Consider the following 25,761-nt stretch of genomic DNA (forward strand, 5'->3'; position numbering starts at 1 on the left):
AATCACCACAAGAACCCAAGCTTTCCGTATCGGGCGCGGGCCATCGAGTACGCGCCGTAGCAGACCAGGCCTGCCGCGACTGCGGCGAGCAGGTAAACGCCGTAAGGCTGGGAGCCCAGGGTCCTCAGCCCGCCGTCCAGGCCCGAGGATTTGGACGGATCCGCGGTGGCCGCGGCAACGATGATCAGGGTGCCGACGGCGGCGAGGACCACGCCTTCGGCGGCGTAGCCGACGGTTCCGATCCACTTGACCGGGGTGCGGGCGTCGCCCGGGTCCTGCAGGTCCTCCATGAACTTCCGGGTGATGCCGCGGTAGGCGTAGAGGACGCCGGCTCCGATGATCGCCAGTCCGACCGCGATCAGCAGCGCCACGCCGGCCGGCGCCTGCATCAATTTGGCCGTGAAGTCGCTGGCCGACTGGCTGGAGTCCTTGCTGCCTCCGGAGGCGAAGACCGCGAAGGTGAAGGCCAGCAAGCTGAACACCACCGCCTTCCCTACGGCTGCTCCCGCCCTTTGCAGCTTCTTCTTGGAGTCGGTTTGGGAGCGGGCTTCGAAGACGGCTTCGCTGAGCATCCAGAGGGCCAGTGCCGCGCACGCCGCGACCCCGGCCCAGAGCAGGAGAGGACCGCCCGGTTTGGAAGCGATCGCGCCGATCGCGCCGGTCTGGTCGGCCTGGCCGCCTTGGCCCCTGTCGATCTGCAGGGCGATGAAGCCGATCAGGATGTGGACCAAGCCGATGAAGACGAATCCGGCGCGCGCCAGCAGTTGCAAGGCGGGGCTGCGGCTCACCGACGCCGCTTCGGATGCCGCCCGGTTGGCCTTCTGAGAGGCATTGCCCATGTCCAGCCCTTCCCGCTATGTAATTGACCTTCGGTTGCCCGCTCACCGGCACCTGCCCGCCAGATTGCGGGAATGCTTCAGTCTAAATCCGTGCGCGTCATCCTGACATGCCTTCAACGCTCCGTCGGCGGGCCGATGCGCCTAAACCCCACACAAATTCACCCCGGCAGAGGACCAGGGTGCGGCTCCAATTGCGCGGCTAACCGAATTCTTGATCAAGTCCTGCGCTTTCACCGCGGCATCCTTGATGGTCCCCCGCCACGCTGTTCTCACCGGCAAGGACGACCGGCCATACCCGCCTGCGGACCCGACCTTCATAGGGATGGAGCACTCCGGCATCGGCAAGTAACCCCTGCACGTCCCCTCCGTCGCCTGTCACCCCCAAGCATGCGGCGGAGGGGGCCCCACCGGAAGGCAAGGGCGCCGCGGCAGCATCGGCGGCTGCCATCGGAAGCCCGAGAAGGAGTAGCCAGTGCACAACCTGCTGACTGAGAGACCGAAGCCGACACTGGAGGCACAGCACCTCCAGATACTCTCCGAAGAAGCATCTCCGGACATCGCCGAGACATTCGCCGCGGACTACGCAACCCTCCTCCCCCGGCGCGTGCAACGGATCGTCCACGCCGTCAATCTCCGGGACCGGGACATGGCCAGGGACGCCTCGCTGAGCCTGAAAACGGCGTCGTGGCTGGCCGGGGCGCTGCGGATGACCCAGCTGTGCCGCGAACTGGAGCTGGCCCTGGCCGTGGCCGACTGGGCCGCCGCAGCAGCCGTCGCGCAAAACATCGAACTGCACCAGCAGTGCCTGCAGGATGCCCTGGCGTCCCGTCCGCGGCCTGCCCTCGCCGAGCCATCACTGCAGGCATTTCCCCGCTGAACCAGGCGTGTTGCCGTCGGGCCGGTTCCACCGTGCTGATTCGATGGAGGCATGAGTGAGCAGCCGCCAGCGGCCGTGACCGAGGACTTTGAGCGCCTGCGTGCGGCGCTGGATACCGTCGTCCCCTCCAGGACGGACACCAACCTGCTGGTCGCGACCTGGAACATCCGCGCCCTCGGCGACCTGACGGCGAAGTGGGCGGCCGGCCCGAAGGATTCCCCCAAGCGGGACTGGCATGCCATCACCTGCCTGGCCGAGGTGATCTCCCGCTTTGATGTGGTTGCCGTCCAGGAGGCACGCCGTAACCCTAGGGCCCTGACGCACCTCCTGGGCACCCTCGGCCCGGCCTGGCAGGCCATCGTCTCTGACGTCACCGAGGGCTCCGCCGGCAACGGCGAACGGCTCGCATTCCTCTACAAAAGCGACCGTGTCCAGCCCGCCGGCCTGGTCGGCGAGATCGTCCTGCCGCCCATCGGCAATGACCCGGTCCGGCAGTTCGCCCGCAGCCCGTACGTTGCCAGCTTCACCCGGGCCGGCACCGAGTTCACGCTCGCCTCCGTGCACGTGCTGTGGGGCAACAACGCCGCCGAACGGCTGCCCGAGGTCACCGCGTTCGCCCAGTGGATGCGCGCCTGGGCGGACCGGCCCGACGACTGGAACCGCAATCTGATGGTCCTGGGCGACTTCAACCTGGACCGGATCGGCGACCCGCTCTACGAGGCGTTCGTCGCCACCGGGCTCTGGCCGCCCACCGAACTGAACGCGGTGCCGCGGACCATCTTTGACGACAGCGGCGCCAGTCACTTCTACGACCAGATCGCCTGGTTCTCCGAACCCGACGGAACCTCCCTGCTGCAGGGGCTCATTTACGCTCAGCGGGCCGGGTCCTTCGACTTCATCCCCCACGTCCTGACGGGCCTGACCCGGAACGAGGTCTCGTGGCGGATCTCGGACCACTACCCGCTGTGGGTAGAGTTCCGGTTGGCCCTCTAAAGGCCTTCGGCCCGCACGCCTTCGCATCGTCCTTGCATTCGAGATCACACAGCTTCTGTCGGTGCTACTGGGCTTTCTCCTTGTTTGACTTGGCGCGGACGTGCATCCGTTCACCTTGGCCTCCGAAGACGCTGAGGACTTCGGCGGGTTGGTCTCCCGTGCTGCCAAACCAGTGCGGTACGTGGGTGTCGAACTCGGCGACTTCGCCGGGTCCGAGGACCAGGTCATGCTCGCCAAGGACCAGTCGCATGCGCCCGGAGAGGACGTAGAGCCATTCGTAGCCTTCGTGGGTCCTTGGTTCCGGATGGACTTTCGTGGTGGGGATGACGATTTTCGCGGCCTGCATGCCTCCTGGCTGGCGGGTCAGCGGAATGACGGTCCGCCCGTTGGAGCCTCGTGGCTTGAGGCGGACGCGGGGGTCTCCAACATCAGGGGCGCCGACAAGGTCGTCCAGCGGTACGTGGTACGCCTGGGCCAGCGGCAGGAGCAGCTCAAGGCTGGGTCGGCGCTGTCCTGTCTCCAGCCGGGACAGGGTGCTCTTCGAGATGCCGGTGGTGGCCGCGAGGCCAGTCAGGGTCACTCCGCGCTGGAGGCGCAGCCGTTTCAGCCGCGGCCCGACCTGCTCAAGGGCGGCGGCGATCACTGTGGTCGGGTCGTCATTCACAGGGCCATCCAACGCCAAATTCCCGGAAACAGCAACGTTTGTTGTCGTTGCCGGGATTCCCGGACAGCCTAGGAGGCATGACTGATTTTGACGTAGTGATCGTAGGCGGCGGAGCCGCAGGATTATCGGCCGCACTAGTGTTGTCACGGGCCCTCCGCAAGGTTTTGGTGGTGGATTCCGGGACACCGCGGAACGCACCGGCCGCGCACATGCACGGGTTCCTCTCCCGGGACGGAATGCCGCCCTCCGAGCTACTCGCCGCGGGCAGGGACGAGGTGAAGGGCTACGGCTGCGAGATCCTCTCCGGCGCCGTGACCGAGCTGGTGCGGTGCGGCCAGTCCGGGTTCTGGGTTCTGCTCGCCGACGGCCAGCGGGTCTCCGCGCGCCGCCTGCTGATCGCCACGGGCCTGCGGGACGAACTGCCCGAGATCCCCGGACTCGCCGACCGCTGGGCGCAGGACGTGCTGCACTGCCCGTACTGCCACGGCTATGAGGTGCGGGGCCGGCAGCTTGGTGTTCTGGGCGGTTCCGGTGACGCAGTACGGTACGCCCAGATCGTGCGGCAGTGGGCCGACGATGTCGTGTTCTTCACCAACACCGGGAGCCTGACGCTGACACAGCGCTCCGAACTGACGGCCCGAGCCATCGGAATCGTCGAAGGAACCGTAAAACAGCTTCTCGTCGAGGACGACCGGCTCAGCGGCGTAGAGCTGGAGGACGGCCGGATTGTGCCCCGCCAGGCCCTGTTCGTGCCACCCAGGTTCGTCCCGAACAATGACCTCCTAGCCAAGCTCGGCTGCGACGTGGATGATTCGGGCTGGGTGGTCCGGGACAGCACCGGGGGCACCACCGTTCCAGGTGTCTGGACAGCAGGCAACGTCGCCAACCCACGCGCCCAGGTCATCACCGCAGCAGGCGAAGGATCCGCAGCCGCCATCGCCATCAACGCCCACCTCGTCGAGGAGGACGTCCGCGACGCTGTCCGCAACTTCACCCTGGGCTTCTGACCGCAAGCTTCTCCACCACCACCACCACCACCACCGCACTACCACCCGCGCACAAGAGATGAGAGACCCATGACCGGCCCCACTGCGACAGCCCGCCCCGCACAGACCCCGCCGCCTACCAAACACCAAATGGCCCTAATGATCTGGCTGGCGGTGTTTCCCACCCTGACCGTCATCAACCTCGTCTTAGGCGACTGGCTCGGAACACTACCTCCCGTGCTGCGCACCTTCGTCCTGGCGACCGCCGCGGTCCCGATCGTCATCTACGGGCTGATGCCGCGCCTGCACCGGCTGCGGGCCATCCTGCTCGCCCGCATGGCCCGCAGCTGATTTCCCGCCGCCCACCCACGGCTCTACAGCAAAAACAGTGTTCAGCTGCTTTCTCGCCGTCGTTATTGTGGCGGCCATGGGATGGGGATAAGTTTGGCCACGGTACTTCTCGGCCAGGGTGTGACAGGTGCTTTTGATCTGGCTCCCCTGAGACGGCTCACGCCGGGCTAACACGCCGCATGCAAGAAATCATCCGGCCCTGGCGGGCTTCCCACCGACAGCGAGGATCGCCCGTGAATGTCAGCAGGCCTGCCGCGCGCAACCGTCCCTTGCCGCGTAACCGCTGGATCGTACCCACCGCCCTGATACTCCTCACCCTCATCCCCCTGGCCGCTGGAGGAGTCCGCCTCGGAGAGCTGGCCGGGGGCGCAGAGATCACACCAAAGAACCAGAGGTTTTTCGACTCTCCTCTCCCGGTCGTCGCTCATGTTCTCAGCGTCACCGTCTACTCCCTCGTGGGAGCGTTCCAGTTCGTTCCGTCTCTGCGCAGGGGAAGGCGATCCTGGCATCGGGCCGCCGGGCGAATCCTGATACCCGCCGGGGCCCTCACCGCCCTGACCGGCCTGTGGATGGCACTCTTCTATGCGCTGCCACCCAGCGACGGGATCATTCTCCTCATCCTGCGGCTGGTCTTTGGCACCGGCATGCTGGCCAGCATTGCCCTGGGGGTGTTCGCTCTCAGGCGTCGGGACTTCACCAGGCATGGCGCCTGGATGACCCGGGCCTACGCGATCGGAGTCGCAGCCGGCACCCAGGCCCTCATCCTCATCATCCCGGAACTCGTGACCGGACCTCCCGACGTCACCACCCGGGCTGTCCTCATGGGAGCGGCCTGGGTGATCAACCTGGCGGTGGCGGAGTACGTCATCCACCGGCGCTCCAAGGTCACGGCACCAGCCGCACACACCCGAGACAGGACGCCCGCCCCGAGCACGGGGGCCTGACCAGGCCATGGTGGCCCTGGCATCTGACCTGCAGACCGTTCGTCAATTTTCCAATAAGTAGCCGCAATTCGACTGTCCCCGCATATAGACTTCCCGGGACGTATGCTGCAGCCCTGTCACCTGAAGGACACCCATGGCCACCATTGATCCCGATTACATGACGCTCAAGTACAGCTGTGAGTACCGGGGCATCCCAAGCCTGGACCACGATCCTTCGGACTTCCCAATGGACTGGACGGTCTCAATCGACGCGCTCGTCTGGGCTGAGGGTGAAGAAGACGGTGACGGGGCGGACGTCCATGTCGGGGATGCCCGGTTCGTCGTTGTGCCCGATGCCGGGATGATCGACCTGTTTATGACCCTGGAGGCGGTAGACCAGGAGCTCGCCAACGTGGCCGAAATGCTGACCGTCGAACGGCCCGACCTGATGCCCAATGCCGGGATGGACCTCGGCGGTGACCTGATGGTGGTGTCCTCACTATGGATCGCGCCGGAGTACCGCGGCCGGAAGCTCGGGCACGCCATCCTGAAAGCCATCCTTGGGACCGCCGGCAGGGCCACCTCGCTGGTGATCCTGCAGGCCGCACCCGTCCTCGCGGACGACGGGCCAGTGGAAGACAGCCCCGAGCACGCCGCGGCGAAGGCGGCACTGCGCCGGTACTGGGCGGACTTCGGCTTTCTGGACGCAGCCGGGGACTACCTGGCCTTGGGTGAAATGGCAGACGCCTTCGACTCCTGAGCTAGCCGGCGCCGCGGCTCCAATCGCTGCTGGATGTGCGCTTCCAGGAATGAGGCGATGGCGGGGCCGCGCAGCTCGTCAGCTTCTTCCTGCGCGCTGCTGCTGATCTGCCTTGCGATCTGGTCCCACCGACGCAGCTCCTGGATGGCGAAGTGCCAGTCGGACACGGGAAGGGAGACCGACAGCTCATCATCGACGGGCGGCCATCCGGCCCATCCGTCTTTGCTGCGCGGATGGATGCGGGCTGCTTCCCAGCCCGTCGAACGGATCCTGTGGCCCTGCTCCACCGCGCGGTCATTTCCGTCCGCAGCGGCCATGGCAACGGTGTTGTCGATGGTCGCGTCCAGCCACTGCCAGTCCTTGACGCTCATGCTCACCTCGACGGGGATGTCGGAGTCCTCCTGCCGTGCATCGGACACTCTCAACCCGCTTTGTTCGGCTGGGTGTTGGCTGCGTCGCGGAGCTTCACCGAATACGGAAAGCAGTCCAGCGTCATCTGGATGCGGGGGTCCGGGTGCTTGAGGAACCATTCATAGGCGTGGTCATCGCTTGCCTCCCACCAGGGCTTGGGCAGGTCCCTGCGCTTCCGCGCTTTCCGCCCTCGCCATTCTTCAGTGATGTTGAAGTATCCCTGGACGACGCCGAGGCCGAAGACGAGCCCGAAGAACAGCATGACAAGCGCCATGACCGGCATTTTGAAAAGCAGAAGGATCCCAAAGGCCAAGGCGATAAGCGACGCCGGCAGGGCAACCAGCACCGTGAGCAGAAGACTGAAGTAGAAGGAACGGATCAGGTTATGGTCGCCGCCGCCCGAACTGGCACCGATTCCCCATTCTTCCTTCGTGTACGCGTAGACGGTTTTCCCGGCCGCGGAGTATCCGTAGTAGAACGGACGGTTCAGGACCCGCTGCAGATGCTCGTCTATTTTCTTCTCCCCCACGGCACCCACCTTATCCGCCGTCATGCCGCGGCCAGCTGCTCTGTCAGCCAGCCGAGCTGCTCGCCGATCCCAAGCCCCTTCATCGGGACCTCGTAAGGCCAGGGGGTATCCCGGAGAACGATCCGGTACTGCTCGCCGGCCAGGGCAATGAGCCTGACGTTCTCGATCCCGTCCAGCTCTTCCGCCAGCTGCTTCCGGACCTTGTCTGCCCATTCCTGGTTGGCTGAAGGCGATCGGCTGCCGCTGAGTCGCTGGTCCTAAGGCTCGAGCACTGTATCCGGGCGGACCAGGCCATGCTTGGCGGACAGGACGTACCAGCGGTCCCAGGTCTTCTCCGCATAGGCAGAGGCCTTGCGGAACAGCTGCGAGACGTAGATGTCACGGGCCGGAGCCGGGCGCTGCAGCTTCTGTGAAGCGCAGGCGACGAGTCCCACCCTGTAGGTATCACCACTCATTGCCGTCTCCGATTCATGAGCTTGCCCTGTCGTCCGAGGACGTTGTGCAGAAGCCGTTGGCCTTGATGACGGCCAGGACGCGGCCTGCCTGTTCAGGGCTCACGAATTTTTCGTTGCCCATGCGGAAGGCCCCGGCAACTACAATCTTTTGCTCGTCGTCGCTCGCTCCCTCCTGGATTTTCTTGCAGGCCATCCGGGCAGCGGATACCGCTCTGGGGTGTGCCAGTTCGACGTCCACCTTGCCCAGTTCTTCCATGAGTGCTGCCCGCTGAGTGGGGTTCGGCGCAGGGATGGATGTAGCCGCAGGCGAGACGGCGGGGCTTCCGCCGCAGCCGGTCAGCATCACTGCAGCGAAAAGTGCGGGGGGAGCAGACCCGGCGCCCGGATCCGTCACGAGCCCGTCCGCGTGTTGGTGAGCAGATCTCCAACTTGGCAGTCGAGCGCCTCGCAGATGGCCGTCAAGGTGGAGAATCGGATGGCCTTGGCCCGGTCATTTTTCAGCACGGACAGGTTCACCAGGCTGACGCCGACGCGCTTGCTCAGCTCGGTCAGGGTCATGCCCTTGGCTGCCAGTAGCTCATCGAGCCGGCAGTGGATGTCGGAGGAGTCGTCCGCCGGCATCAGACCAGCCCTTCCGTGTCTTTCTGAAGCCGGCGGCCGTACTGGAATACCGCGGCGACCAGCACCAGGACGATGCCGAGCATCAGGGGTCCGGTCGTGAATTCGGCCTCGAGGATCACCGACTCCCCCGGGTTGCGCCCGGTCCCGGCGACCATATCGGCTACCCGTGTCAGCCCCCACCCGTTCAGGACCTGGCCCACCGTTCCGGCCAGCGCCAGGACCACGCCACACGCGCCAATGATCCAGACGGACTTCGCTGAGAACAGGACTGCGCTTCGCAGCCGGTATGCCAGCAGGAACACCAGAGTCAGGATGGCCAGGACGCCGAGCTGGTCCAGCGCCGCGGACCACGCCAAGAGGGCGGCAGGCTCCGAAGGAAGGCTCGGGATGGTGGCTGACAGTGTGGTGTAGTGCCCGGTCGCTCCCAGCCCCAAGCCGCTGGCGGTCTGGTTCGTCGAGGAGACCGGAAGCTCCAGCGTCACCGGACCGGTGAAGTACCCCGCGATCCCGGAGACGGACAGTGCGGTCGTCACGACCGCGGCCAGGGCCGCAGCGATCATGAGCAGAATCGCGTCGCCCCTGGAAACGATCTTCTTCCCGTCGCCCTGCTTCCGGTCAGTGTCCTTGGCCAGTTCCATCATTCCCCCAAATAGTTATCGAGTGCCGATAATAACGACAGTCGATAACCTATCCGTGTTCGAGGCGCGGGTCAACAGGCGAGTCCTGTTTGCCTTCGCCGGCCCGCTGGACTTCCTCAGGCGGCCGCCATCCCAGGTACACCGCCGACGATGGTCTTCGCTTCCTCACGGATCGAAGCGATCATCCGTGCGTTGGTCACCTCGTCCACTCCCATTTCCCGGTTCCGGCGAGCCAGGACAGCCAGGCGGTCCGCCAGCTCGTTCAGCGGGTGGCCGTTGTGGCCACGGACCCACTCGTAGGAGATGTTCACGCCACGGGCAGAACCGAGGATGCGCTTGCATTCCGCGATGGAATCGGTGTCATCGAACGGCTGAAGGGCCCCAGTGGAAACCCTGTCCAGGACTTCCAGCGCAGCTTTGGAGTCGGTCAGGATCTTCAGGTCCCCGACACCTTCGCGCAGCACCGGGTGGTGACCCAGAGTGGACTGCAGCCCGCGGCGGATCGCTGCCAACTCGCCGGCCCGGATGCCTCCGTGTGTGCTGACGGCCGTGTAAGCGCCCAGGATCGGGTGGCGCCGTTAGCGTAGGCCAGGACGTAGCCGCAGCCGTTGACGGTCCTGCCGCGGCCCCGTGATGAGTCGCAGGCAAGACCGCGACCGGAGAGCACTTTGAGGACTGATAGCACCGCCAGATAGACCACCATAAGGCCCTGAGCTGGTGCCAACACCAAGATCTCGTTCCAGGTCGGACCGTGCGCCTGCCGGTCGGGCGCCTCCAAGAACATATCCTCAGAATTGAGTGACTATTCTCCCATTGCTTTCACTGTGAAATTTTCAAAAGCTTCGTCGCGGATGCTGGCCTTCCGATACTTGCGTAGGCGACTTTGGTCAGGAGCAGGCTTCCTCATGAATCCCGCCCCGGCAAAGGAACAGCATCAAATCCGGGTGAGGCCCACAAGGGCTGCCAGGTCCCGGGGTTGACGGGCCTCTCCCGTAGACGGGGAGCCGCCTGCGCCGCGCCGCACACATGGGCTGAAGAACGCTGGCGGCTGCCGGCCCATCCCCGAGGAGGAAACCATGACAGAGCCTGCACCGATCGGCTACATCACACTGCGCGTCCCTGTCTTCCAAGAACGGGAAAGCGAGTCCTGGGAGATTCCCGAGGAGTACTTCTACCTGAGGGCCGGTGAAGCCGAGCTGGTGTCTCACGACATTCCCGCGGCGCTGCACGAGTGCACGCGGGATGAACTCATCGAATGCGGCGGAATCTCTCTCGCCCCTTGGGACGCGGCCGAGATGGCCGCCAAGACCACCCGCACAGAGGAACCCGCCAGTGCCCCTGGGCCCGCGGCGTTGATTCTGAACTTCCCGAAGGGGGCATGACCGTGAAGATCCTCAACATCAATCGCCGCGAAGTTGGCCAGGAGGAGATCGCCCTGCCGTTCGAGACGGACGAGCAGGTCAGCGCAGCATGGGACTACCTCGTCGAGAACAGGTCGTTCTTCGATTTCTCGTACCGCCCAGAATGTGACGGCGAGGACGGGGACCGCGCCTACCTCTACGCGTACCTGAAGTACCTGCGGGCCGGTGAACCGCTGCCCACGCCAACCGCGGACCAGATCCGCCGGCTGATTCCAAAGATCTGGCAGTCAGAGATGAGCTACGACTTCCGCGAACTGGCCGCCCTGACTTCCTGACTTTCGTCACGTTCGGAGTTTTATCCATTCAACGGATGAAACTACGCCCCTTTGCCTGTATGAATTGATGCAAGTCTTCCCGCCGATCCGACAGGAGGTGCGGGAAACCGTGCCAACACCCGCTCCCGCCCTGACCATGCGGACTGCGGCCGCCGTGACCGCCGCGCTGCTCGCTGCCTCGCTGAACACTGGAACGGCCGCGCTGGCCGAGACCGCGCCGGCCCAGTCCCCCACAGTGGTATCGGCGGCTCTCACGCAAGCGCAGCAGCGTCAGCAGATCGCCTCACTGTTCAATACGGTCAACGCATCACGGGCTGAAAACGGCTTCAAGCCCTTGAAGTTCGGCGTTGCTGCCACGGCGGTCCTCCAGGACTACGTGAATAACCCCGGACAAGATCCTGCCGGCCCGGATTCGCTGGAATTCAGCAAGCGCATCCGCGGCCACAGCGGCTACGCGCACCACCAGGCAGCGCCCACAACCTGGTGGTGGGAATTCAACGCCTTGACCATCCAGTCCGGGATGAGCGTCATTGGCATGGTTCCCGGCACGAATTCGATGCACGCTGTCGGGTACAAATACGGGACACTGCCGTCTGAAACCTTCGACACCGCGGAGGAGTACTTCGCGTACATCGACCGCACGCAGGTCACCGGGCCGACTCCCACGGTAAGCGGGGACGGCGTCTGGGGCGGCACTCTCACCGTCGATCCCGGCACCTGGCCGGAGGGCACCAGCTTCGCCTACCAGTGGTTCTACACGAACACCGACGGGTACAGCTGGCCAGTGAACAACGAGGACCATCCGCCGGTCAGCACGCTCTTCATCTCTGACGTGGACATGCGCCAGAAGCTGTCCGTCCGGGTGACGGCCACGCTCCCGGACCACCGGGCCAACGTCATGTTCGTCGACGCGTCTGACTTCATCGCCGTCCCCGGATACGTCCAGGGACCGGCTGCGGTCACCACGACTGGAGTCGCCGAACCTGGCGGCACGCTCACCGCCAATCCCGGCACCTGGGAAGCGGGCACAACACTGACTTACCAGTGGCTGAACTCGGCGGGCTACCCGCTCACGGGTGAAACCGGCAAGACTTTCACTTTCCCCATGGATTCCGGTCCGGCGGCCAGCGCAGTCAGCGTGAGGGTCACGGGCTCCAAGGTTGGCAAGCGGGACACCTCGGTCACGTCCCCGCAAACGGCCGTCGTGGACTTGAACACCGTCCGGCCTTTCGTCCTTGTCGGCAATCCGTGGGTAGACCTGCGCGGCGGCGACGCCGAGGTTGGCGAAATCCTGACCGGCTACGATAACAACTGGCTGGCCGGCACGACTCTGACCCGGCAGTGGAAGCGTGACGGCGTTGCGGTCCCCGGAGCCACAACTGACAAGTACACACTGACAACCGCCGACATCGGACACAGGATCACCTTTGTGGTTACTGGCACGCACCCGGGCTACAACACGCGCACCGTCTCATCGGATCCGACCACGACTATCGTGGCCCGACGACCTCAGGTGCAGAACACCGTAGCGCCCAGCCTCATTGGGACCGGACTGGCCGGAAAACCCTTCACTTCCACTTCCGGGACCTGGACGCCAGGGACGAAACTCGCGTACCAATGGTGGTCCGTCAACGGCGTGACGCATTCCCCCATTGCAGGGGCAACCGGGACCAGCTTCACGCCGCCAGCAGCATGGCACGGCCTCAGGGTCTACCTGCAGGTCACAGGAACACTCGCAGGGTACGACCCGAAGCAGGTCCAGACAGCTACATCGCCAATGATCTCAAAGAACATCGTGACGGCACCGTCAATCGTGGAGAAGTCCTGGTTTGCTGGCGACCTGATCAGCGCGACCGTTTGGAAGAGTGGGGCAGCGCTCTCCTACCAGTGGAAGCGCAACGGGGTTGCGATCCCCGGCGCCACCGCTGCCACCTACAGGATGGGCCTCGCAGACATCGGAAAGACCATCACCCTTACGGTCACGGGCTCGCTACCCGGTTATCCGTCGGCCTCAGCGACGTCCCTTCCGACCATGAAAGTCGGCCAGCGTTCCGTCATCATGACCGCGCTGCCCACGACGAGCTGGAGCACCCGGTACCCGCCGAGGGTTGGGCAGTTCCTCAGGATAATGAGCGCAGGCCGCTGGTCCGCCGGCGCGACAATCTCTTACCAGTGGAAACTCAACGGAGTTGCCATCAAGGGCGCAACCCGCAGCTACTACACGCCGCCTTCGACCGCCGCCGGCAAGCTCCTCACCGTCACGGTCACCGCCAAGATTTCATATTGGAGGGACGCTTCCTCGACAACAGTCGCTGCCCCAGTTCGGCGCTGACACAAACCACCACCGCGCACCTTCGACGGCGAATTTGAGCTTCTGCGATCACGTGGCGTTGAGGTCGTGGTTCTGGATGCTCAGCGCTGCGTGGACATGATGCGTTCTTTCCAGGATATGAGCCCGGACCTGTGGGCGGAGGACATCGCCGAGTAGACCTAGTCCGCCAGCTCGAAGTCCAGATCCACGCCTTCAGATGGGCTTTCACCCAGGATCTCTCGGTAGATTGCCACACATACTAGTTCGGGATACGCTCCAGCCATGACCGAGGAAGCGAAGTTGCCCAGCGATTGGACGAGGGCTGTCCTGGCGCCGTGCATTCTGAAGCTGGTCCAGGCCCGGACCGAGACCTATGGCTACCAGCTCATTCAGGATCTGGGCTCCCAGGGCTTGCCGGGCATCGTCGGCGGTACCGTCTACCCGGTGCTTAACCGGCTTGAGGCTGAGGGGCGCCTGCGCTCCGAATGGCGCCAAGGCAGCGGAGGCCCCGGCCGCAAGTTCTACAGCATCACCCCTGAAGGGGAAACCTGGCTACGCGAGACCACTGGTGCCTGGCAGAACTTCACGGCAAGGGTATCGGCAGTGTTGACGTTGGAAGGGAACCTGGCATGACCACTTTGGAGTACTTCAAGGCCCTGGCGCTGGCACTCCGCCAGCGCAAGCTCAGCGAGGACCAGATCGCCGATGTGCTCCGGGAACTCCAGAGCCACCTGCAGGAGACCGGTGCGCACCCTGAAGATGCTTTCGGCAGCCCCAAGGAGTACGCGGAACGGTTTCCGAAGGGCAGCACGGTTTCCCGCGGATCCAAGGTTGCCTACCTTGCTGTCGCCGTGATGATCCTCCTGATCGGAGTGAAGGTCTTCACCGGCCAGGTCCTCGGCATATCCCTCGGCTTGCCAGGGACCTTGGTGTACCTCGCGGCGACAGTCATCGTGACATTCGCCCTGACCGCATGGAGCAACGTGCTGCAGCGGCAGCTTCCGGAACGGACGGCTGAGGATCTCAGCCGCACCCGGCAAAACAACGGCACCTGAGACCTATTGGCAGGCGGTCATTACCGGAAGGACGGACTCGTGCCCGAGACGCCGCACGAAGAATATGCAGCAGAGCTGACGGAAACACTTGAGCTCCGGCGTGTTCCTACAGCAGCAGTGACGCAGATCGTGCGTGAGGTCCAAAGCCACATTGCCGACTCCGGGGAGGACCCCACCACCGTGTTCGGAAGCCCGAGCGAGTACGCAGACAACTTTGCACCGAAATTCCGGATGGCCCGGCTGCGGATGCTGATCATTTCATCAGTGATTCTCGCGGCGGGGGTACGCGCAACGCGCCGTTCTCTCAGCTGGCACATTTAGGTATCCCTGGGGCTCTGATCATTTTCGTCGCTGGCCCGGCGTCGTGCCGTCCTCACTGCGGCTTGTTCACCACGGTGGCAGGACGGACTGGCTGCTGACTTGCGCCACATCCGAAACCGAACTCAACGTCCTCGAATAGCTCAGCCGGCGAGCTTACCCGCCCTACCGTTGCGTGCACGCAAGAGGCCGCGGACCATTGGTGCCATCGGCACGAAGAAAAGCGGGCCGACCGGAGCCGATGCAAGGGCACCGGTCAAGACGGTTACTCGGAGTGCATTCCTCATGACAAGACTCTTTCGTAAGGCCGCGACTCCTCAGCGTCCTCGGAGGATATGAACATGAGGCTGGGAAAAGGTTGGGACAACCGTCTCACCCCGCACCCGGACGGCAAGAAGGAGTGAGCCCGGCATGCGGTCGCCGGCGTCCGCCGTTGTTAGCCCACTGACGCCCGGGCGCCAAATGATCGAGGCAACGATGATCGCGACGACAACGACGGCGAGCAGCAGTGCTGAACGGTCCCTCGATAACCGCAGCCTTTGGCCGAGGTCGTGTTGACGGACGAGCTGCCGACCATGCGGTGGGTCCGCCAGGATGCGCCCGAACGCTCGGCGCAGTCCTGACCAAACTCCAGGGCCACAAGACTTCCCATCGCTAGGCTTGCCTCATCTGGTTCCTGGCAGAAAGCCGGACCATCCACGAAAGGATCCTCATGGCTGAGCAGCTGCCGACCTTCGACGAGATCCGGTCCAACGCGTTCGCGATGCTGGGCGACGTCGAGGACGAACTCCGCTCCGACTGGCGTGAAGGAACCGGACCGAACGCCGAACAGGCGGCCGCGCTGAGGGGTGCCCGCCGGGCGGTAGCCGAAGCCAAAGCCGCACTGGACCGCGCCGCCCGATAACTGCCGGATGTCCGGCGGTTTACTGCCCACGCGATAACCCCACGTTCCGCGCCGCCGTCAGGTGGTGCGCTGTGTTGGGCCGGCGGTAGCCGTGGACCCGGTGTGGAAAATCCGAAGGACCGTCGAGCAAACAGATGGTGGCGGCTGCCGGTTGGGCATATTAAGAGGACTCGGGGCTTCGCCCCTCGCCCTTCGTGTTGAACGAAACGCTCATCGCCTCGTTGTCCGTTTCGCTTCCCCGCGTCGTGATCTTCTTTTTGTTTCCTGGCCTGCGGCCGGCTGCTCGCGCGCTGCGCGCGCTCCGCGGCATGCTTTTCGCCGCGTGAGCGTCTTGTCTGTCGTTTTGTTTCTCGTGCTGCGCTGCGCTCCGCGTCCGCGCTGCGCGCGGCCCGGTGTGTTTCCGTCTCGCCTCCCGGCTCGATCCTCGTTCCGTTTCTCTGGCCGCTGCGCGGCCTTCGTCGTGGTGTCTCCGCTGCGCGGAGGCTGCGCCTTCCCCGGCTTCGCCGTCCGATGCTTCATCGTCATGGATCATCATGATGATCTCGGGGCTCCGCCCCGGGCCGGTGGGTTGTTCCGCTGGTTCCTTGTTCCACCGCTGGTGTCGCCTGCGGCGGGCGGTCAGTGCCTCGTCACGTTGTCCGTGCTGGCTCCCAGATCGTTTCTCTTCATGTTCCCGGGGGCTGAGCCCCCTGCTTTTCGGCTCGTCATCCGCCTCGTTCTTTGATGTGTTTCTCAGGGGCTTCGCCCCGGGCCGGTGGTCCCTCCGCCGGTGTCTTGTTCTTGGGACGGTGTCGCCTGCGGCGGGCCGTAAGCGGAGTGTCGCCAGGTGGCACCCACTGCCGGCCGCAGGCCATTAAAGGCCCGCTGCAAGCGACACCAACGGTGACATGCGTCGAGCATGGGACCACCCAAAAGTTTTTGGGAAGAAGTTCGGAAAACCTCCGTCGCATCTGCGGGGCAGCCGCACACAGAAGAAGTACCAGCGGAAGAGCTACGGGACCCGTCTTGGAGACACCGGATCGCTTGCGCATGGCGGTCTGACATGTTCGCAGCCGTGCATCATTTATATAGGCCAGAAGCGGGCGCGGGGCTCCCCTCCCGCCTTGGGGCGATTCGGGGATTTTTGTAGCGAATGAGAGGCTGGAAAAAGCCCTGAATCCGCCTAGTACTACAGTTGCGTTTATCGGGTATGTCCGCGGGCCTTGTAGTGACAATATCGAGCGCGGTGTTGGTGTTTCCTTCGCCAGGTTGAGTGTTCCAAGACGTGATTCGGGCTGGTGGTGCGGTGCCAGACGAGCCGGGCGAGCAGCCGCCTGATTTCGGGCAGCGAGAGCCGGATCAGTTCCCCGTCTCCGGCGGCAGCGCCCCTTTTTTGGAGCGGATCACGGTCAGGAAGGCCTGGGCGAACATGGAGAGGGTGATGTGCCGGTACCAGCCGGTGTATTGGCGGACCTGGTAGTGGTCCAGCCCCGTTTCGCCCTTGGAGGTTTGGAAGGTTTCCTCGATCGCCCAGCGGGCGCCGGCGATCCGCACCAGTTCGGCCAGCGAGACCCGGTTGGGGCCGTGGCAGATGTAGTAGGCCAGGTCGGCGGGGTCCTTCAGGGAGCGGCGGGCCAGCAGCCAGTGTTCTCCGGTTTCGGCGGGTCCGTTGATGCGGGTCCGTGCCCAGGAGTATCGACGATCGCCCTTGGTTCCGGCCCCGGCACTGCGGGTCCGCCAGGCATTGGCGCGCAGAGAAGCGACGAGCTTATCCGCGCGCCACTGCTCGCCCAGCCCGGCGGTGGGGGCGATGATGTTTTGGTTCATGGGAACGGCCAGCACGTAGTGCAAACCTCTGGCTTCCAGACGGCGGCGAAGCCCCGAATGCTGCCCGTAGACCGCGTCCCCGGTGGCCCAGCGGGCAGGGAGCCCGGCATCCAGGGCGCGGTCGATCATGTCCGCGGCGAGCACCGGGTTTCGTGCCGAATTCCCTGGTTCTGGGGATCCCGGCCCGGGCGCATCTTTCCCGGTCATCGGCCCAGGCTTTGGGCAGGTAGAGTTCCCGGTCCAGCAGGGTGCGCCCGGCCGGGGCGGAGTACGTCAGGAACACCCCGATCTGGCAGTTCTCCACCCGCCCGGCGGTGCCCGAATACTGGCGTGCGACCCCGGCCGAGGCGGCGCCCTTCTTGAGGAATCCGGTCTCGTCGATGATCAGGATCCCGTCGGGATCGCCCAGGTGGCGGTTGACGTAGGTGAACAGGTCATCCCGCACAGCATCCGGGTCCCAGTCGGTGGTCGAGAGCAGGCGTTGCATGCCATCCGGGGTGCCGTGCCCGGCGCGTTCAGACAGGGTCCAGGAGTTTTTGCGTTCCTCATCCGAAAGCAGCCCGCGCACATACCCAACAGCATTCCGCCGTGGTTCGGACCGGACAAACCGCGGCCCAATGAGATCGCCGATTTCTTCCAGACCTTCGGCCCACTCTTCTACGTCCGCCACACAAATATCATCACTCACCACCAACGATTAACAGGCCCCGGGCGGAAAGTCCGATTAAAACGCCGATGCAGCCTAAATTAAACGCGACTGTAGTACTAGCCGGGTCCGCAGGGCCGTCATGGAGGAAACTACGCTTGTTCCAAGGCATGGAGCAGCGCATTTTTCGCCCGACACGAGCCGGCGGCATTGATACAAACCCCACAACCTTCACCCAGCGTGCCGGAACCTTCGCTTCCGCCGCGACCAACTCCGGCCAGGCCACCCTGCTGACCCGGCGCGAGTCCACAGGACTGAACGGGTACCTGATTCTGCCGGCCGCCTAGCTCGGAACGAACGCCCCGCTGCACCTGGCCCACACCGTCGGAGCCCGCGCCGCCGAGGCGCCTATACCTGGCCCGGCCGCCGTACCGGAAGAGCTTGACTGGGTCGACCTGAAAGCTGACGTCCCGGCCCCTGCCTCACCACCAGCGGTCGAGGACCCGTTCGCGGATGAGGCCCCGAAGACGAAGAAGAAGCAGTTTGTCCCGGACGACGACGACCCGTTCGCATAGACCAGGAGCCCGGGCCGTCCGCGTCTCATCCGATCTTTGTCCAGGAACCGCAATCCCTGCTGACGAAGCCTTCCCCTTCATAGACAGTGACGACCGGTCCCTGCGGCGCGAAGGTGATGAAGTCGTTCGCGATGGTCCCGCCCTGCGGCCCGGTCCGCTCCCAGTAGCAGTCGTGGACGCCGTTGGCGGCCGCCGGCACCTTCACCTGGTAGGTCCCTGCCGCGATGTCCTTTCCGACTGTGAACGTCCCGTCACCCAAGGCGCTTTTCGGGGCCGGAGGTACGCCGTCCGCCACACGTTTGAGCTCGGGGACAAAGGGGGCAGTCGGGCACATCTTCACGGCGGCCTTGGCCTGGGACCGAATCTTTGGGCCGGCCGGGTTCTCGCCGTACTTACGGTCCCACCCGTCCTCGGGCGGCAGCGCGCACAACAGCAGCACGTCGGCATAGGCGGAGGACGGCAGACTGACGTCCCCGCCGTCGGCTCCGATCTGCTTGACCACGGCGGCTTCGCCCGGCTCGAGCGTGAACGTGTCGTGGTGCCAGGTGCCGTCCACGTACAGGTCGCAGGACTGGAACTCCTTGAAATCGGGCGCGGCCCAGATCTCCCTCGTGGAGTGGAAGACCTGGTTGTCCTCGGCGGTGATCGCGTCACCGGTCGGTGAACAGCGGAACTCGTATCGCAGCGCCCTGAGTACTTTTGCCCGGGCGGCTTCAGCTTCGGCCCGGGTTGATTTCAGGTGGAGGGTTGCCGATCCGCGCTCTATCTCTCCGCCTGCCTGCGGTTCGGTGCTGAGCACGACTGCTCCGTCCGGTGGGAGGTCAGTGAAGTGAAGCCCGTCGGTGCCGACCGACTCCCAGGCGATACCCGCCGCGCCAAGCTCGTCTCTCGCCTGAGTGAACGTCTTCCCGGCCACATCAGGCACAATCTTGGGCTTGGCGGTCCGCGACGCGGACGGTGAGGCGGTTGCCTCCCCCTGTGGTGATGCGCCGCAGCCTGACAGCGCCAGCGCAGCGCACGCTACAGCCACGGCTACAGTCTTGTTTGTCATATCCCCTGCTCCCCAATCACCCACTGTGGGCAGGCCCATTCTAGGCACCTGGGAGCCACCGGCCGGACTCCTCACCTATGGCGTCCTGAACGTGACGCAAGCCGTGCCCGCGACATGAAGCAACCACCCACCGTCGACCGGGAACTGCTCGTCGGCTCAAGTCGGAGCCTGAGCTCCGTCAAACCCGCCGACAAGCAGGCCGCCTACATGCCGACACCCCGAACTGCCCGTTGTCGCCGCAGATGCTCGGCACGCTCCTTAGTTGGCCGGGTTCGCGAGCCGGTTGCGGTTAGCCGCGCAGGCTCCCGTGTCCGGATGGTCCGGGCCAAGGGGCCAGGGCCTCGTCGTAGCGGTCCCTAGCAGGTTCGATGCGCCCTAGCGCACTCCACAGCAGCGATATTGTTCAGCAGTGCGGCGACTTCCGGGTGATCGCGGCCCAGAACGCGTTCTTTGATTTCAAGGGCTCGTCTATAGCCCGTGGAAGCTGCGTCGATGTCGCCCCTCGTTTGCTGAATGGATGCGAGGTTATTCAGTTGGACGCCGACCTCGTAATGGTCGGGCCCGTAAAAGGACTCCCAAATCTGAAGGGCCGTCCTGAGTCGGTTCTCGGCCTCGTCGAGACGGCCCTCGCCGGCCAGGACGGCACCAAGCACAGACATGTCCGCAGCCTCTCCGGTAGGGTCTGGAGGCACGGAGAGGTTGCGCAGTGCGAGGGCACGCAGTGCTTCCGGTTCGGCTTCGTCGAAGCGGCCCTGGGCGTGGAGCAGACCGGCCAGATTGTGGTGCACGCTTGCTAGTTCGGGTGCGTTCGAGCCGAGTGCCCCGGTCATCAACTCCAGGGCGCGGGTGTAAAACCTTTTGGACTCCTCAAAGCGTCCAGTGTCCTTGGCGAGGATGCCCTGGGCATTTAGGACGCCAGCCTTGCGAAGCGGCTCCAAGCTGTCCCAGCCCGCCAGATTCAGCGCGGCTGTCAGAGTCACCGACGCTTCACCGTATTGCCCTGCCAGGCGCTGCGTGTTTCCGAGTCTGGTGAGGATTTCGGCCAGCCAGATCTCGCGCGTTTTCGAGGCGGGAAACGGTTCAATGTGTCCGACTGCTTCGCGTAAAAGGTCAATTCCCTGCCGATGGTTACAGGATTCTCCGGCAATCGACGACGAGGTGAGAAGCAGCTCCGCCCGGGCCGCTGCGGCCGACAGAGTGCGTCCGCGCCCCGGCAGCATCTGCGGGCCTCCTGTGTCCGGGCCCATGCGCTCGGAAAGTCGCGGGCGGCAAGTGAGACCAAGGCCAGGCGATGCAGCCGCCTGGCCCGGGTCCTGGAACAGCTCACTTTCAGCACCCGCTTACCCGTTCTGAGCGAGCCTGATCAGTCGTTCCGTGTGGTTGGCCAGGCTGATACCGGCCATGGCGGGTCCGGCGGCGGCAGCAGCGATGCCGAGCGCGGCTGCGGCGGCCCAGAACAATCGCTTGGTGGTCTTCATCTTCATGCTTCTCTCGATGACGAGCGTGCTAGCGCCCGGTATGGGGTTCCGTGTGGTTGGCCAGGCTTACCCCGGCCATGGCGGGTCCGGCGGCGGCAGCAGCGATACCGAGCGCGGCTGCCGCGGCCCAGAACAGCCGCTTGGTGGTCTTCATTTTCTGCTTCTCTCGATGACGAGCGTGCTAACGCCCGGGATGGGATTCGGTGTGGTTTGCAAGGCTAAACCCGGCCATTGCGGGTCCGGCGGCGGCAGCAGCGATACCGAGTGCGACTGCCCCGGCCCAGAACAGCCGCTTGGTGGTCTTCATTTTGGTGCTTCTCTCGTTTCCCGTGGCGTGCTAGCTGTAATTCCCACTGAGGTTGTGAACGCGGCTGTGGGGGTCTTGCCTCCGATGCCGGTATGGGTTCTGTGGTGATTGTAGTGATGAAGCCAGGCCTCGTAAGTGGCGGCGCGCTCGTTTTCTGAGATGTACGGTCTGGCGTAGGCCCATTCACTGGCGAGGGTGCGGTTGAAGCGTTCGACCTTGCCGTTGGTCTGCGGCCGGTAGGGGCGGGTCCGCCGGTGCTTGACGTGCGGACCCAGGGCAGCTGCGAAGGCCTTGGAGCGGTAGCAGGATCCGTTATCGGTGAGCCCGGCCTTGACGGTGATTCCGTGGGCGGCGAAGAACGCGGCCGCGCGGATCCAGAAGGCGGCAGCGGTTTCCTTCTTCTCGTCGTCGAGGATTTCCGAGTAGGCGAGCCTTGAGTGATCATCTACGGCGTGGTGCAGATAGGCGTACCCGGTCCCGGCGCGGCGGTTCCGGCGTCCCTTGGAACGTCCCAAGGCGCGGTGTCCGCCGCCGTCGGGGATACGTCCGAGTTTCTTGATGTCCACGTGGACCAGATCCCCGGTGTTCTCGTGTTCATAGCGTTGCGGTGCAGGCTTTCGGACGGGCAGCCCGGTGCCTTGGTCCAGGCAGCCCAGCCGCGGCATCCGGTATCTGGCCAGAACCTTGCCCACCGTCGAGCGGGATAGTTGCAGGTGGGCCGCGATCCGGTGCGGTCCCCACCGGCGGCTAAAACGCAGCGCCACAATCCGCCGTTCGGTGCGCACGGGCGTGCGGTTGGGGCTGCGTCGCGGTCGGGATGACGCATCTGCCATGCCGTCCCCGCCCAGGGTCCGGTATCGGTCCACCCATTTTTTGGCCGTTGCCGGTGAGCATTGGAACCGCTCCGCGGCCCGACGCAGAGTCCAGCCCTGCTCGATGACCAAACAGGCCAGCTTCCCCCTGGCCCTGGGCGTCAGGTTGGCGTTGGAATGGGTAACGTAGGACATGAGGGCCTCCTGGCGTCGAGATGAGTGTGGTAACCCAAATCGATACCGGAGGCCCTCGCCCTTTACATCACGGCACGCTGTTCACAACGTCCGTGGGAATTACAGCTAGCGCCCGGTATGGGTTTCAGTGTGGTTGGCGAAGCTGATCCCGGCCATTGCGGGTCCGGCGGCGGCAGCAGCGATGCCGAGTGCGGCTGCGGCGGCCCAGAACAGGCGCTTGGTGGTCTTCATTTTCGTGCTTTTCTCGTTTGCGGGCGTTCTAGTGCCCGGCATGGGGTTCTGTGTGGTTTGCCAGGCTGAGCCCTGCCATTGCCGGTCCCGCAGCGGCAGCAGCGATACCGAGAGCGGCTGCGGCAGCCCAGAACAGTCGCTTAGTTGTCTTCATTTTCGTATTCCTTTCGTAAAGAGGGTGTGGACGCCGAATGGGGATTTCGTTTAGTGAATTCGCTGTAAGACACCACACTCCTTTCCGGAATCGGCGGGATACGAATGGTTTCAACTTCATCGTCCCGCCCCGTTTGAGAGGCAGTAAATACGCTCTTGCGCGTAGGGGTGGACCGCCCTAATCTCCTCGTACACACAGGAGGGTCCCCCGGACCCTTCCTCCCGTTCAAAAGGGGAATCATGGACCTTGCCGCCGATTTCGCAGCGAATCTGAACGGTTTGGCCAGTCGTGATGCCTACCTGGACGCTGCCAGCCAGCTTCTTTTGAAGCTCTTCCCGTCAGACCATGCAGTCTGGAATTCCTTGGACGCGCCAGCCGGCACGGCGGACATAGTGCCCTATCCCTACCATGTATGTGACAAGCTGCCGACGATGCTGCTGGACATGTACGCTGAGCACCCACTCGTCGCGAGCCTTCAAACAGACACTCGTGGACACTGGCCTCCCCGCCGCCTGAGCGATGTCATCTCCGACCTGGAGCTGTATAAATGCCGTGCCTTCCAGGATGGACTCTTGCTCCTCGACGTGAATCGGCAACTCATGCTTGTCACGGCCGGGAGCCGCTTTGACCTCTTCCACAGCTGGAGCCTGAACCGCTGGAACCACGACTTCAAAGACAACGAGGTCGAACTCGCCCAGCACATCCAGCCAATACTGAAACTACTCGACTCCGCATATGCAGGAAGTTCGCGTAAGGCAACGGAAATGGCCAACGCAGAGGCCTATTCCCTGACCGCTCGCGAACAGGAGGTCATGCGTCTGGCCAGCCAAGGCCTAAAGGTGTCTGCGATCGGGCATCTGCTTGGGTGCAGCCCCAGGACCATTGCAAAGCATCTGGAACACGCATACTCCAAGCTAGGAAGCACCAACGGAATTGACGCTCTCCGCCGCCTGCGGGGCGGATGACAGAGCTTTCCGTGCAACTCACCACGAATGGTGCAGCCCTGCTCTTGGTTGCTTTCATCGGGCGCCGTACACAGAAATGGCATGAGCACACTTCAGTCCCGCGTTTCCCGAGGCATCCCGGCCGGCGGCCAGTTCGCCGCCGCCGAGCATTCCGAACCGACCCTCAGTTTGGCCCCCGGCACCGATCCTCAGGTGCTGCGGAACCTCAACCGGGCCATCTCTCCGATCCCCGAGATCACTGAAGCGCAGGAGGAGCGGCTGCGCGGCCACAAGACACCGCTGCTGAACGCCTTCAAGCGCAAGGGGATAACGAAGTTCGCACGGAAAGCCAAGCTGCCCGTGCGCGAGGAAACTGGCGCCTGACGGTCCAGCTTGCTTCCAGAGGCTCGGCACCCTAGGCGGCGCAGAGCCTCTTCAGTGCTGCTGCCAGGATCTCGGACGTCTCGTCTGCGATCCTCTTCAGCTCGACCTGATCAATCTCCTCGGCGTTTTCCCAGGGCTGGTGGTGGCGGCGATGGGGCTATGGAGGCCGTCCTGGCGATGGAGGAGGCTGGGCTGAACGTCTTCTTCTGCTCTACACCCTTCGCGACCCACGCGACGTGTGCCTCGGAGAAGCTGGCCTCCATTGAAGAGCATCTGGGAAGGCGCTGGGTCAACCGGGTCATCCTTACCCATGACAAGACCCTGGTCCGCGGGGACGTGCTCATCGACGACAAGCCGGGCATTACCGGAAACATGACGCCGTCCTGGACACACCTCGTCTTCGACCAGTCCTACAACCGCAGCCTCACGGAAGCCCCGCGGCTTCGGGAGTGGAAGGACTGGGAAGCTGCCCTCTATCCCCTTCTGGAGATGGCCGCCGCGTAAAGCCGCCACCTGCTTCGACTGAAGCCGCGCCATCTGGTTTTGCCCATCTGCGTTTTGGGCTGTCCCTAGTCCGGCAGGCCGGAGGGCGACACACAACGGAAAACAGACGCCGAACACATATCCTCACCTGAGAAACTTCAACGGCAACAAAGCCGGCGTACAAGGGGGAAACCATGTTCGGGAAAGACAACCTGCCGAAGCTCATCAGGGTCGACGGCAAACCGAAGCGCCGGCTCCCGCTCATCCTGTCCGGGCTGGGTCTGGCCGCCATGCTCGCGTTGGCCGGCCTCTTCTGGTTCGGTCAGGCTGTACCGGCCCAACAGGCCGCCCAGGTGCAGGCGGCGGCAAAGGCCCAAGAGGACGAGGCGGCCAAGAAGAAGAAGGCCGAATCGGATGCGTTCTGGGCCAAGGTGGACGCCGAGAACAAGGCCCAGCGTGAAAAGGACGCGAAGGCTCTCGCTGCCTTCGAGGCCAGCGACGGAGGCGAAGCCGAGACGACGAAACGCGAGATGGAGAAGCTCGGCTGGACACAGTTTGCCGGGGACTTCTACTACCAGTTCGCGGACAAATCCGAGTACAGCTGCAGCTACTCCAAATGCCTCGTCGTGCACGTGACGACCATGGCGCCGGCAGGATGCCCCGGAGGCCTATACGTGGAGGCTACCGTCGACGCCGGCGGAGCTTCGGTCGGCAGGGCCAACAGCATCACCGCCGCACTCCCCCAGGGCAAAGATGCCATCGTGAAGCTGACGGACACGTCAGGAGCCGGAGAAGCAATGGCGCTGACAGACCTGCACTGCCTGCGCGGCTAGCCGCACCGCCGACGAAAAACGGGCGATGAGCTGCATTCGGTGCTGCCGATAAACGGCTTCGTGGCCCCATCAGCAAATTTTCACTGCGGCGCATGGAGCGCCCCAAAAAATCAGAAATGGCCCCCATTTGGGAGCCATGTGATAACCCTCGTCTCTAGAGCCGGAATATCGTTCCTCAGGTTATCACATGAGGTAAAACCGACGTCTCTCACAAATCAAAGCGCTCGACCGCCGAAAGCGGTCAAAACGTTCGGGAACCTACCGCCGGTAGGGTGGGAAAACGGCCCCGCATCCCAACGTTGGCGCGGATTTTGAGTCCCGCGGAACCCTCACTCGACCAAAACGACCGCGGAGGATAGGCCCTCTATGGAAGGGAAAGTGTATTAACTAGGAAGGGAGGGGGCTCTATAGGAAGAGAACAAGGGGCCCCTTATATATATCTCTATTTCTGGTCGTTTAAGTAGAGTAGTAGTAGTAGGGGCCCTATATTCCCCGGTATTCCGCGGAATTTCCCACTCGACCAAGTGGTCG

Annotated in this window: 33 protein-coding genes and 4 pseudogenes; 19 read left to right on the top strand and 18 right to left on the bottom strand. The window is 64.1% G+C overall.

The features are described from left to right. Positions 1–2 precede the first annotated feature (2 nt). Entirely contained in the window at positions 3–839 is an 837-nt protein-coding gene (locus J7I85_RS15630; RefSeq protein WP_214853308.1) for a DUF1206 domain-containing protein, read from the bottom strand. A gap of 472 nt (positions 840–1,311) precedes the next feature. Between J7I85_RS15630 and J7I85_RS15635 the strand changes: the two genes are divergently transcribed. Beyond that, the gene (locus J7I85_RS15635) at positions 1,312–1,716 is read left to right on the top strand and encodes a hypothetical protein (protein WP_214853311.1); all 405 of its coding nucleotides are present in this window, start codon (positions 1,312–1,314) and stop codon (positions 1,714–1,716) included. A 51-nt stretch (positions 1,717–1,767) separates the two neighbouring features. Next, complete coding sequence (locus J7I85_RS15640) at positions 1,768–2,709, top strand: endonuclease/exonuclease/phosphatase family protein (protein ID WP_214853314.1); 942 nt, start codon at positions 1,768–1,770, stop codon at positions 2,707–2,709. 64 nt (positions 2,710–2,773) lie between these two features. Here J7I85_RS15640 and J7I85_RS15645 read toward each other — a convergent pair whose 3' ends face one another. After that, positions 2,774–3,373, bottom strand: a complete 600-nt coding sequence (locus J7I85_RS15645) for a helix-turn-helix domain-containing protein (protein ID WP_214853315.1) — start codon at positions 3,371–3,373, stop codon at positions 2,774–2,776. 77 nt (positions 3,374–3,450) lie between these two features. On the opposite strand from J7I85_RS15645, the gene J7I85_RS15650 reads away from it, so the two are divergent. The 4 genes from J7I85_RS15650 (at position 3,451) to J7I85_RS15665 (ending at position 6,393) form a co-directional block, all read left to right on the top strand. Further along, positions 3,451–4,380 (top strand): NAD(P)/FAD-dependent oxidoreductase, encoded by a 930-nt coding sequence (locus tag J7I85_RS15650; RefSeq protein WP_214853318.1) that lies wholly within the window; start codon positions 3,451–3,453, stop codon positions 4,378–4,380. A gap of 129 nt (positions 4,381–4,509) precedes the next feature. Continuing rightward, a complete protein-coding gene (locus J7I85_RS15655) occupies positions 4,510–4,710 on the top strand; it encodes a hypothetical protein (RefSeq protein WP_214853321.1) in 201 nt (66 codons plus the stop codon). A 233-nt stretch (positions 4,711–4,943) separates the two neighbouring features. Next, positions 4,944–5,654 carry a DUF2306 domain-containing protein gene (locus tag J7I85_RS15660; protein WP_308159518.1) on the top strand — a complete coding sequence of 237 codons (711 nt, stop codon included), beginning with the start codon at positions 4,944–4,946 and terminating at the stop codon, positions 5,652–5,654. Between the two features lie 133 nt (positions 5,655–5,787). Further along, entirely contained in the window at positions 5,788–6,393 is a 606-nt protein-coding gene (locus J7I85_RS15665; protein WP_214853326.1) for a hypothetical protein, read from the top strand. Here J7I85_RS15665 and J7I85_RS15670 read toward each other — a convergent pair. From J7I85_RS15670 to J7I85_RS15700, 7 genes and pseudogenes are all read right to left on the bottom strand, one after another. Then, positions 6,351–6,812: a hypothetical protein gene (locus J7I85_RS15670; RefSeq protein WP_214853330.1), complete on the bottom strand. Its 462-nt coding sequence runs from the start codon at positions 6,810–6,812 to the stop codon at positions 6,351–6,353. The genes J7I85_RS15665 and J7I85_RS15670 overlap by 43 nt on opposite strands. Positions 6,813–6,814: 2 nt before the next feature. Next, the gene (locus J7I85_RS15675; protein WP_214853333.1) at positions 6,815–7,357 is read right to left on the bottom strand and encodes a hypothetical protein; all 543 of its coding nucleotides are present in this window, start codon (positions 7,355–7,357) and stop codon (positions 6,815–6,817) included. Beyond that, positions 7,354–7,788: pseudogene (locus J7I85_RS25940) on the bottom strand (DUF6884 domain-containing protein). Before J7I85_RS25940 ends, J7I85_RS15675 begins: the two are co-directional and overlap by 4 nt. 13 nt (positions 7,789–7,801) lie before the next feature. Next, entirely contained in the window at positions 7,802–8,182 is a 381-nt protein-coding gene (locus J7I85_RS15685; RefSeq protein WP_214853337.1) for a hypothetical protein, read from the bottom strand. Then, a complete protein-coding gene (locus tag J7I85_RS15690; RefSeq protein ID WP_214853340.1) occupies positions 8,179–8,409 on the bottom strand; it encodes a helix-turn-helix transcriptional regulator in 231 nt (76 codons plus the stop codon). Before J7I85_RS15690 ends, J7I85_RS15685 begins: the two co-directional genes overlap by 4 nt. Further along, complete coding sequence (locus J7I85_RS15695) at positions 8,409–9,050, bottom strand: hypothetical protein (protein WP_251024413.1); 642 nt, start codon at positions 9,048–9,050, stop codon at positions 8,409–8,411. The genes J7I85_RS15690 and J7I85_RS15695 overlap by 1 nt, the downstream gene beginning before the upstream one ends. A 113-nt stretch (positions 9,051–9,163) precedes the next feature. Continuing rightward, positions 9,164–9,559, bottom strand: coding sequence for an RNase H family protein (locus tag J7I85_RS15700; RefSeq protein ID WP_214853344.1), 396 nt, complete (start codon positions 9,557–9,559; stop codon positions 9,164–9,166). Positions 9,560–10,123: 564 nt separating this feature from the next. Between J7I85_RS15700 and J7I85_RS15705 the strand changes: the two genes are divergently transcribed. The 8 genes and pseudogenes from J7I85_RS15705 (at position 10,124) to J7I85_RS15735 (ending at position 15,331) form a co-directional block, all read left to right on the top strand. Continuing rightward, on the top strand, positions 10,124–10,429 hold the full coding sequence (locus J7I85_RS15705) for a hypothetical protein (RefSeq protein WP_214853347.1): 306 nt from the start codon (positions 10,124–10,126) through the stop codon (positions 10,427–10,429). Further along, on the top strand, positions 10,426–10,743 hold the full coding sequence (locus tag J7I85_RS15710) for a hypothetical protein (protein WP_214853350.1): 318 nt from the start codon (positions 10,426–10,428) through the stop codon (positions 10,741–10,743). Before J7I85_RS15705 ends, J7I85_RS15710 begins: the two co-directional genes overlap by 4 nt. 109 nt (positions 10,744–10,852) lie before the next feature. Then, positions 10,853–13,075 (top strand): hypothetical protein, encoded by a 2,223-nt coding sequence (locus tag J7I85_RS15715; protein WP_214853353.1) that lies wholly within the window; start codon positions 10,853–10,855, stop codon positions 13,073–13,075. An 18-nt stretch (positions 13,076–13,093) separates the two neighbouring features. Continuing rightward, positions 13,094–13,231: pseudogene (locus J7I85_RS25100) on the top strand (nucleoside deaminase); the annotation flags it as partial. A 105-nt stretch (positions 13,232–13,336) separates the two neighbouring features. Then, positions 13,337–13,687, top strand: coding sequence for a PadR family transcriptional regulator (locus tag J7I85_RS15720; RefSeq protein WP_214853356.1), 351 nt, complete (start codon positions 13,337–13,339; stop codon positions 13,685–13,687). After that, entirely contained in the window at positions 13,684–14,109 is a 426-nt protein-coding gene (locus J7I85_RS15725) for a hypothetical protein (RefSeq protein ID WP_214853359.1), read from the top strand. The genes J7I85_RS15720 and J7I85_RS15725 overlap by 4 nt, the downstream gene beginning before the upstream one ends. A gap of 39 nt (positions 14,110–14,148) precedes the next feature. Next, positions 14,149–14,430, top strand: coding sequence for a hypothetical protein (locus J7I85_RS15730; RefSeq protein ID WP_214853363.1), 282 nt, complete (start codon positions 14,149–14,151; stop codon positions 14,428–14,430). Between the two features lie 709 nt (positions 14,431–15,139). Further along, a complete protein-coding gene (locus J7I85_RS15735; RefSeq protein ID WP_214853366.1) occupies positions 15,140–15,331 on the top strand; it encodes a hypothetical protein in 192 nt (63 codons plus the stop codon). A gap of 1,338 nt (positions 15,332–16,669) precedes the next feature. Here J7I85_RS15735 and J7I85_RS15740 read toward each other — a convergent pair. Then, positions 16,670–17,813 (bottom strand): annotated as a pseudogene (locus tag J7I85_RS15740) (IS701 family transposase). Between the two features lie 128 nt (positions 17,814–17,941). Between J7I85_RS15740 and J7I85_RS15745 the strand changes: the two are divergent. Continuing rightward, a complete protein-coding gene (locus J7I85_RS15745) occupies positions 17,942–18,130 on the top strand; it encodes a hypothetical protein (protein WP_251024414.1) in 189 nt (62 codons plus the stop codon). A 253-nt stretch (positions 18,131–18,383) separates the two neighbouring features. On the opposite strand, the gene J7I85_RS15750 is transcribed toward J7I85_RS15745, so the two are convergent. From J7I85_RS15750 to J7I85_RS25590, 8 genes and pseudogenes are all read right to left on the bottom strand, one after another. Then, positions 18,384–19,388: a PASTA domain-containing protein gene (locus J7I85_RS15750; RefSeq protein ID WP_214853367.1), complete on the bottom strand. Its 1,005-nt coding sequence runs from the start codon at positions 19,386–19,388 to the stop codon at positions 18,384–18,386. Between the two features lie 377 nt (positions 19,389–19,765). After that, positions 19,766–20,629, bottom strand: coding sequence for a tetratricopeptide repeat protein (locus J7I85_RS15755; RefSeq protein ID WP_214853368.1), 864 nt, complete (start codon positions 20,627–20,629; stop codon positions 19,766–19,768). Between the two features lie 120 nt (positions 20,630–20,749). Beyond that, positions 20,750–20,887, bottom strand: coding sequence for a hypothetical protein (locus J7I85_RS15760; protein WP_214853369.1), 138 nt, complete (start codon positions 20,885–20,887; stop codon positions 20,750–20,752). A 28-nt stretch (positions 20,888–20,915) separates the two neighbouring features. Further along, positions 20,916–21,041, bottom strand: coding sequence for a hypothetical protein (locus J7I85_RS25575; protein ID WP_285289599.1), 126 nt, complete (start codon positions 21,039–21,041; stop codon positions 20,916–20,918). A gap of 27 nt (positions 21,042–21,068) precedes the next feature. Continuing rightward, positions 21,069–21,194, bottom strand: a complete 126-nt coding sequence (locus J7I85_RS25580) for a hypothetical protein (protein WP_285289600.1) — start codon at positions 21,192–21,194, stop codon at positions 21,069–21,071. A 30-nt stretch (positions 21,195–21,224) separates the two neighbouring features. Then, positions 21,225–22,201: pseudogene (locus J7I85_RS15765) on the bottom strand (IS481 family transposase). Positions 22,202–22,306: 105 nt separating this feature from the next. Next, positions 22,307–22,432 (bottom strand): hypothetical protein, encoded by a 126-nt coding sequence (locus J7I85_RS25585; RefSeq protein WP_285289601.1) that lies wholly within the window; start codon positions 22,430–22,432, stop codon positions 22,307–22,309. A gap of 28 nt (positions 22,433–22,460) precedes the next feature. Further along, positions 22,461–22,586: a hypothetical protein gene (locus J7I85_RS25590; protein WP_285289602.1), complete on the bottom strand. Its 126-nt coding sequence runs from the start codon at positions 22,584–22,586 to the stop codon at positions 22,461–22,463. 239 nt (positions 22,587–22,825) lie between these two features. On the opposite strand from J7I85_RS25590, the gene J7I85_RS15770 reads away from it, so the two are divergent. The 4 genes from J7I85_RS15770 to J7I85_RS15785 all read left to right on the top strand — a co-directional run bounded on the left by J7I85_RS15770 (position 22,826) and on the right by J7I85_RS15785 (position 25,230). After that, entirely contained in the window at positions 22,826–23,551 is a 726-nt protein-coding gene (locus tag J7I85_RS15770) for a helix-turn-helix transcriptional regulator (RefSeq protein ID WP_214853370.1), read from the top strand. Between the two features lie 81 nt (positions 23,552–23,632). Beyond that, positions 23,633–23,914 (top strand): hypothetical protein, encoded by a 282-nt coding sequence (locus J7I85_RS15775; RefSeq protein ID WP_214853372.1) that lies wholly within the window; start codon positions 23,633–23,635, stop codon positions 23,912–23,914. Between the two features lie 159 nt (positions 23,915–24,073). Next, positions 24,074–24,418, top strand: a complete 345-nt coding sequence (locus J7I85_RS15780) for a hypothetical protein (protein ID WP_251024416.1) — start codon at positions 24,074–24,076, stop codon at positions 24,416–24,418. Between the two features lie 173 nt (positions 24,419–24,591). After that, positions 24,592–25,230: a hypothetical protein gene (locus tag J7I85_RS15785; protein ID WP_214853373.1), complete on the top strand. Its 639-nt coding sequence runs from the start codon at positions 24,592–24,594 to the stop codon at positions 25,228–25,230. The last annotated feature ends 531 nt before the right edge of the window (positions 25,231–25,761 follow it).

The organism is Arthrobacter sp. ISL-65, assembly GCF_018613795.1.
GTDB lineage: Bacteria > Actinomycetota > Actinomycetes > Actinomycetales > Micrococcaceae > Arthrobacter.

Excerpts from the sequence above, each read along its gene's own strand:
- J7I85_RS15710 (WP_214853350.1), top strand. The coding sequence starts at position 10,426 with ATGACCGTGAAGATCCTCAACATCAATCGCCGCGAAGTTGGCCAGGAG.
- J7I85_RS15725 (WP_214853359.1), top strand. The coding sequence starts at position 13,684 with ATGACCACTTTGGAGTACTTCAAGGCCCTGGCGCTGGCACTCCGCCAG.
- J7I85_RS15630 (WP_214853308.1), bottom strand. The coding sequence starts at position 839 with ATGGGCAATGCCTCTCAGAAGGCCAACCGGGCGGCATCCGAAGCGGCG.
- J7I85_RS15780 (WP_251024416.1), top strand. The coding sequence starts at position 24,074 with ATGGAGGCCGTCCTGGCGATGGAGGAGGCTGGGCTGAACGTCTTCTTC.
- J7I85_RS15675 (WP_214853333.1), bottom strand. The coding sequence starts at position 7,357 with ATGACGGCGGATAAGGTGGGTGCCGTGGGGGAGAAGAAAATAGACGAG.
- J7I85_RS15705 (WP_214853347.1), top strand. The coding sequence starts at position 10,124 with ATGACAGAGCCTGCACCGATCGGCTACATCACACTGCGCGTCCCTGTC.
- J7I85_RS25580 (WP_285289600.1), bottom strand. The coding sequence starts at position 21,194 with ATGAAGACCACCAAGCGGCTGTTCTGGGCCGGGGCAGTCGCACTCGGT.
- J7I85_RS15770 (WP_214853370.1), top strand. The coding sequence starts at position 22,826 with ATGGACCTTGCCGCCGATTTCGCAGCGAATCTGAACGGTTTGGCCAGT.
- J7I85_RS15755 (WP_214853368.1), bottom strand. The coding sequence starts at position 20,629 with ATGCTGCCGGGGCGCGGACGCACTCTGTCGGCCGCAGCGGCCCGGGCG.
- J7I85_RS25590 (WP_285289602.1), bottom strand. The coding sequence starts at position 22,586 with ATGAAGACAACTAAGCGACTGTTCTGGGCTGCCGCAGCCGCTCTCGGT.
- J7I85_RS15655 (WP_214853321.1), top strand. The coding sequence starts at position 4,510 with ATGGCCCTAATGATCTGGCTGGCGGTGTTTCCCACCCTGACCGTCATC.
- J7I85_RS15640 (WP_214853314.1), top strand. The coding sequence starts at position 1,768 with ATGAGTGAGCAGCCGCCAGCGGCCGTGACCGAGGACTTTGAGCGCCTG.
- J7I85_RS15735 (WP_214853366.1), top strand. The coding sequence starts at position 15,140 with ATGGCTGAGCAGCTGCCGACCTTCGACGAGATCCGGTCCAACGCGTTC.
- J7I85_RS15760 (WP_214853369.1), bottom strand. The coding sequence starts at position 20,887 with ATGAAGACCACCAAGCGATTGTTCTGGGCCGCCGCAGCCGCGCTCGGC.
- J7I85_RS15650 (WP_214853318.1), top strand. The coding sequence starts at position 3,451 with ATGACTGATTTTGACGTAGTGATCGTAGGCGGCGGAGCCGCAGGATTA.
- J7I85_RS15720 (WP_214853356.1), top strand. The coding sequence starts at position 13,337 with ATGACCGAGGAAGCGAAGTTGCCCAGCGATTGGACGAGGGCTGTCCTG.
- J7I85_RS15665 (WP_214853326.1), top strand. The coding sequence starts at position 5,788 with ATGGCCACCATTGATCCCGATTACATGACGCTCAAGTACAGCTGTGAG.
- J7I85_RS25585 (WP_285289601.1), bottom strand. The coding sequence starts at position 22,432 with ATGAAGACCACCAAGCGCCTGTTCTGGGCCGCCGCAGCCGCACTCGGC.
- J7I85_RS25575 (WP_285289599.1), bottom strand. The coding sequence starts at position 21,041 with ATGAAGACCACCAAGCGGCTGTTCTGGGCCGCGGCAGCCGCGCTCGGT.
- J7I85_RS15785 (WP_214853373.1), top strand. The coding sequence starts at position 24,592 with ATGTTCGGGAAAGACAACCTGCCGAAGCTCATCAGGGTCGACGGCAAA.
- J7I85_RS15690 (WP_214853340.1), bottom strand. The coding sequence starts at position 8,409 with ATGCCGGCGGACGACTCCTCCGACATCCACTGCCGGCTCGATGAGCTA.
- J7I85_RS15695 (WP_251024413.1), bottom strand. The coding sequence starts at position 9,050 with ATGATGGAACTGGCCAAGGACACTGACCGGAAGCAGGGCGACGGGAAG.
- J7I85_RS15775 (WP_214853372.1), top strand. The coding sequence starts at position 23,633 with ATGAGCACACTTCAGTCCCGCGTTTCCCGAGGCATCCCGGCCGGCGGC.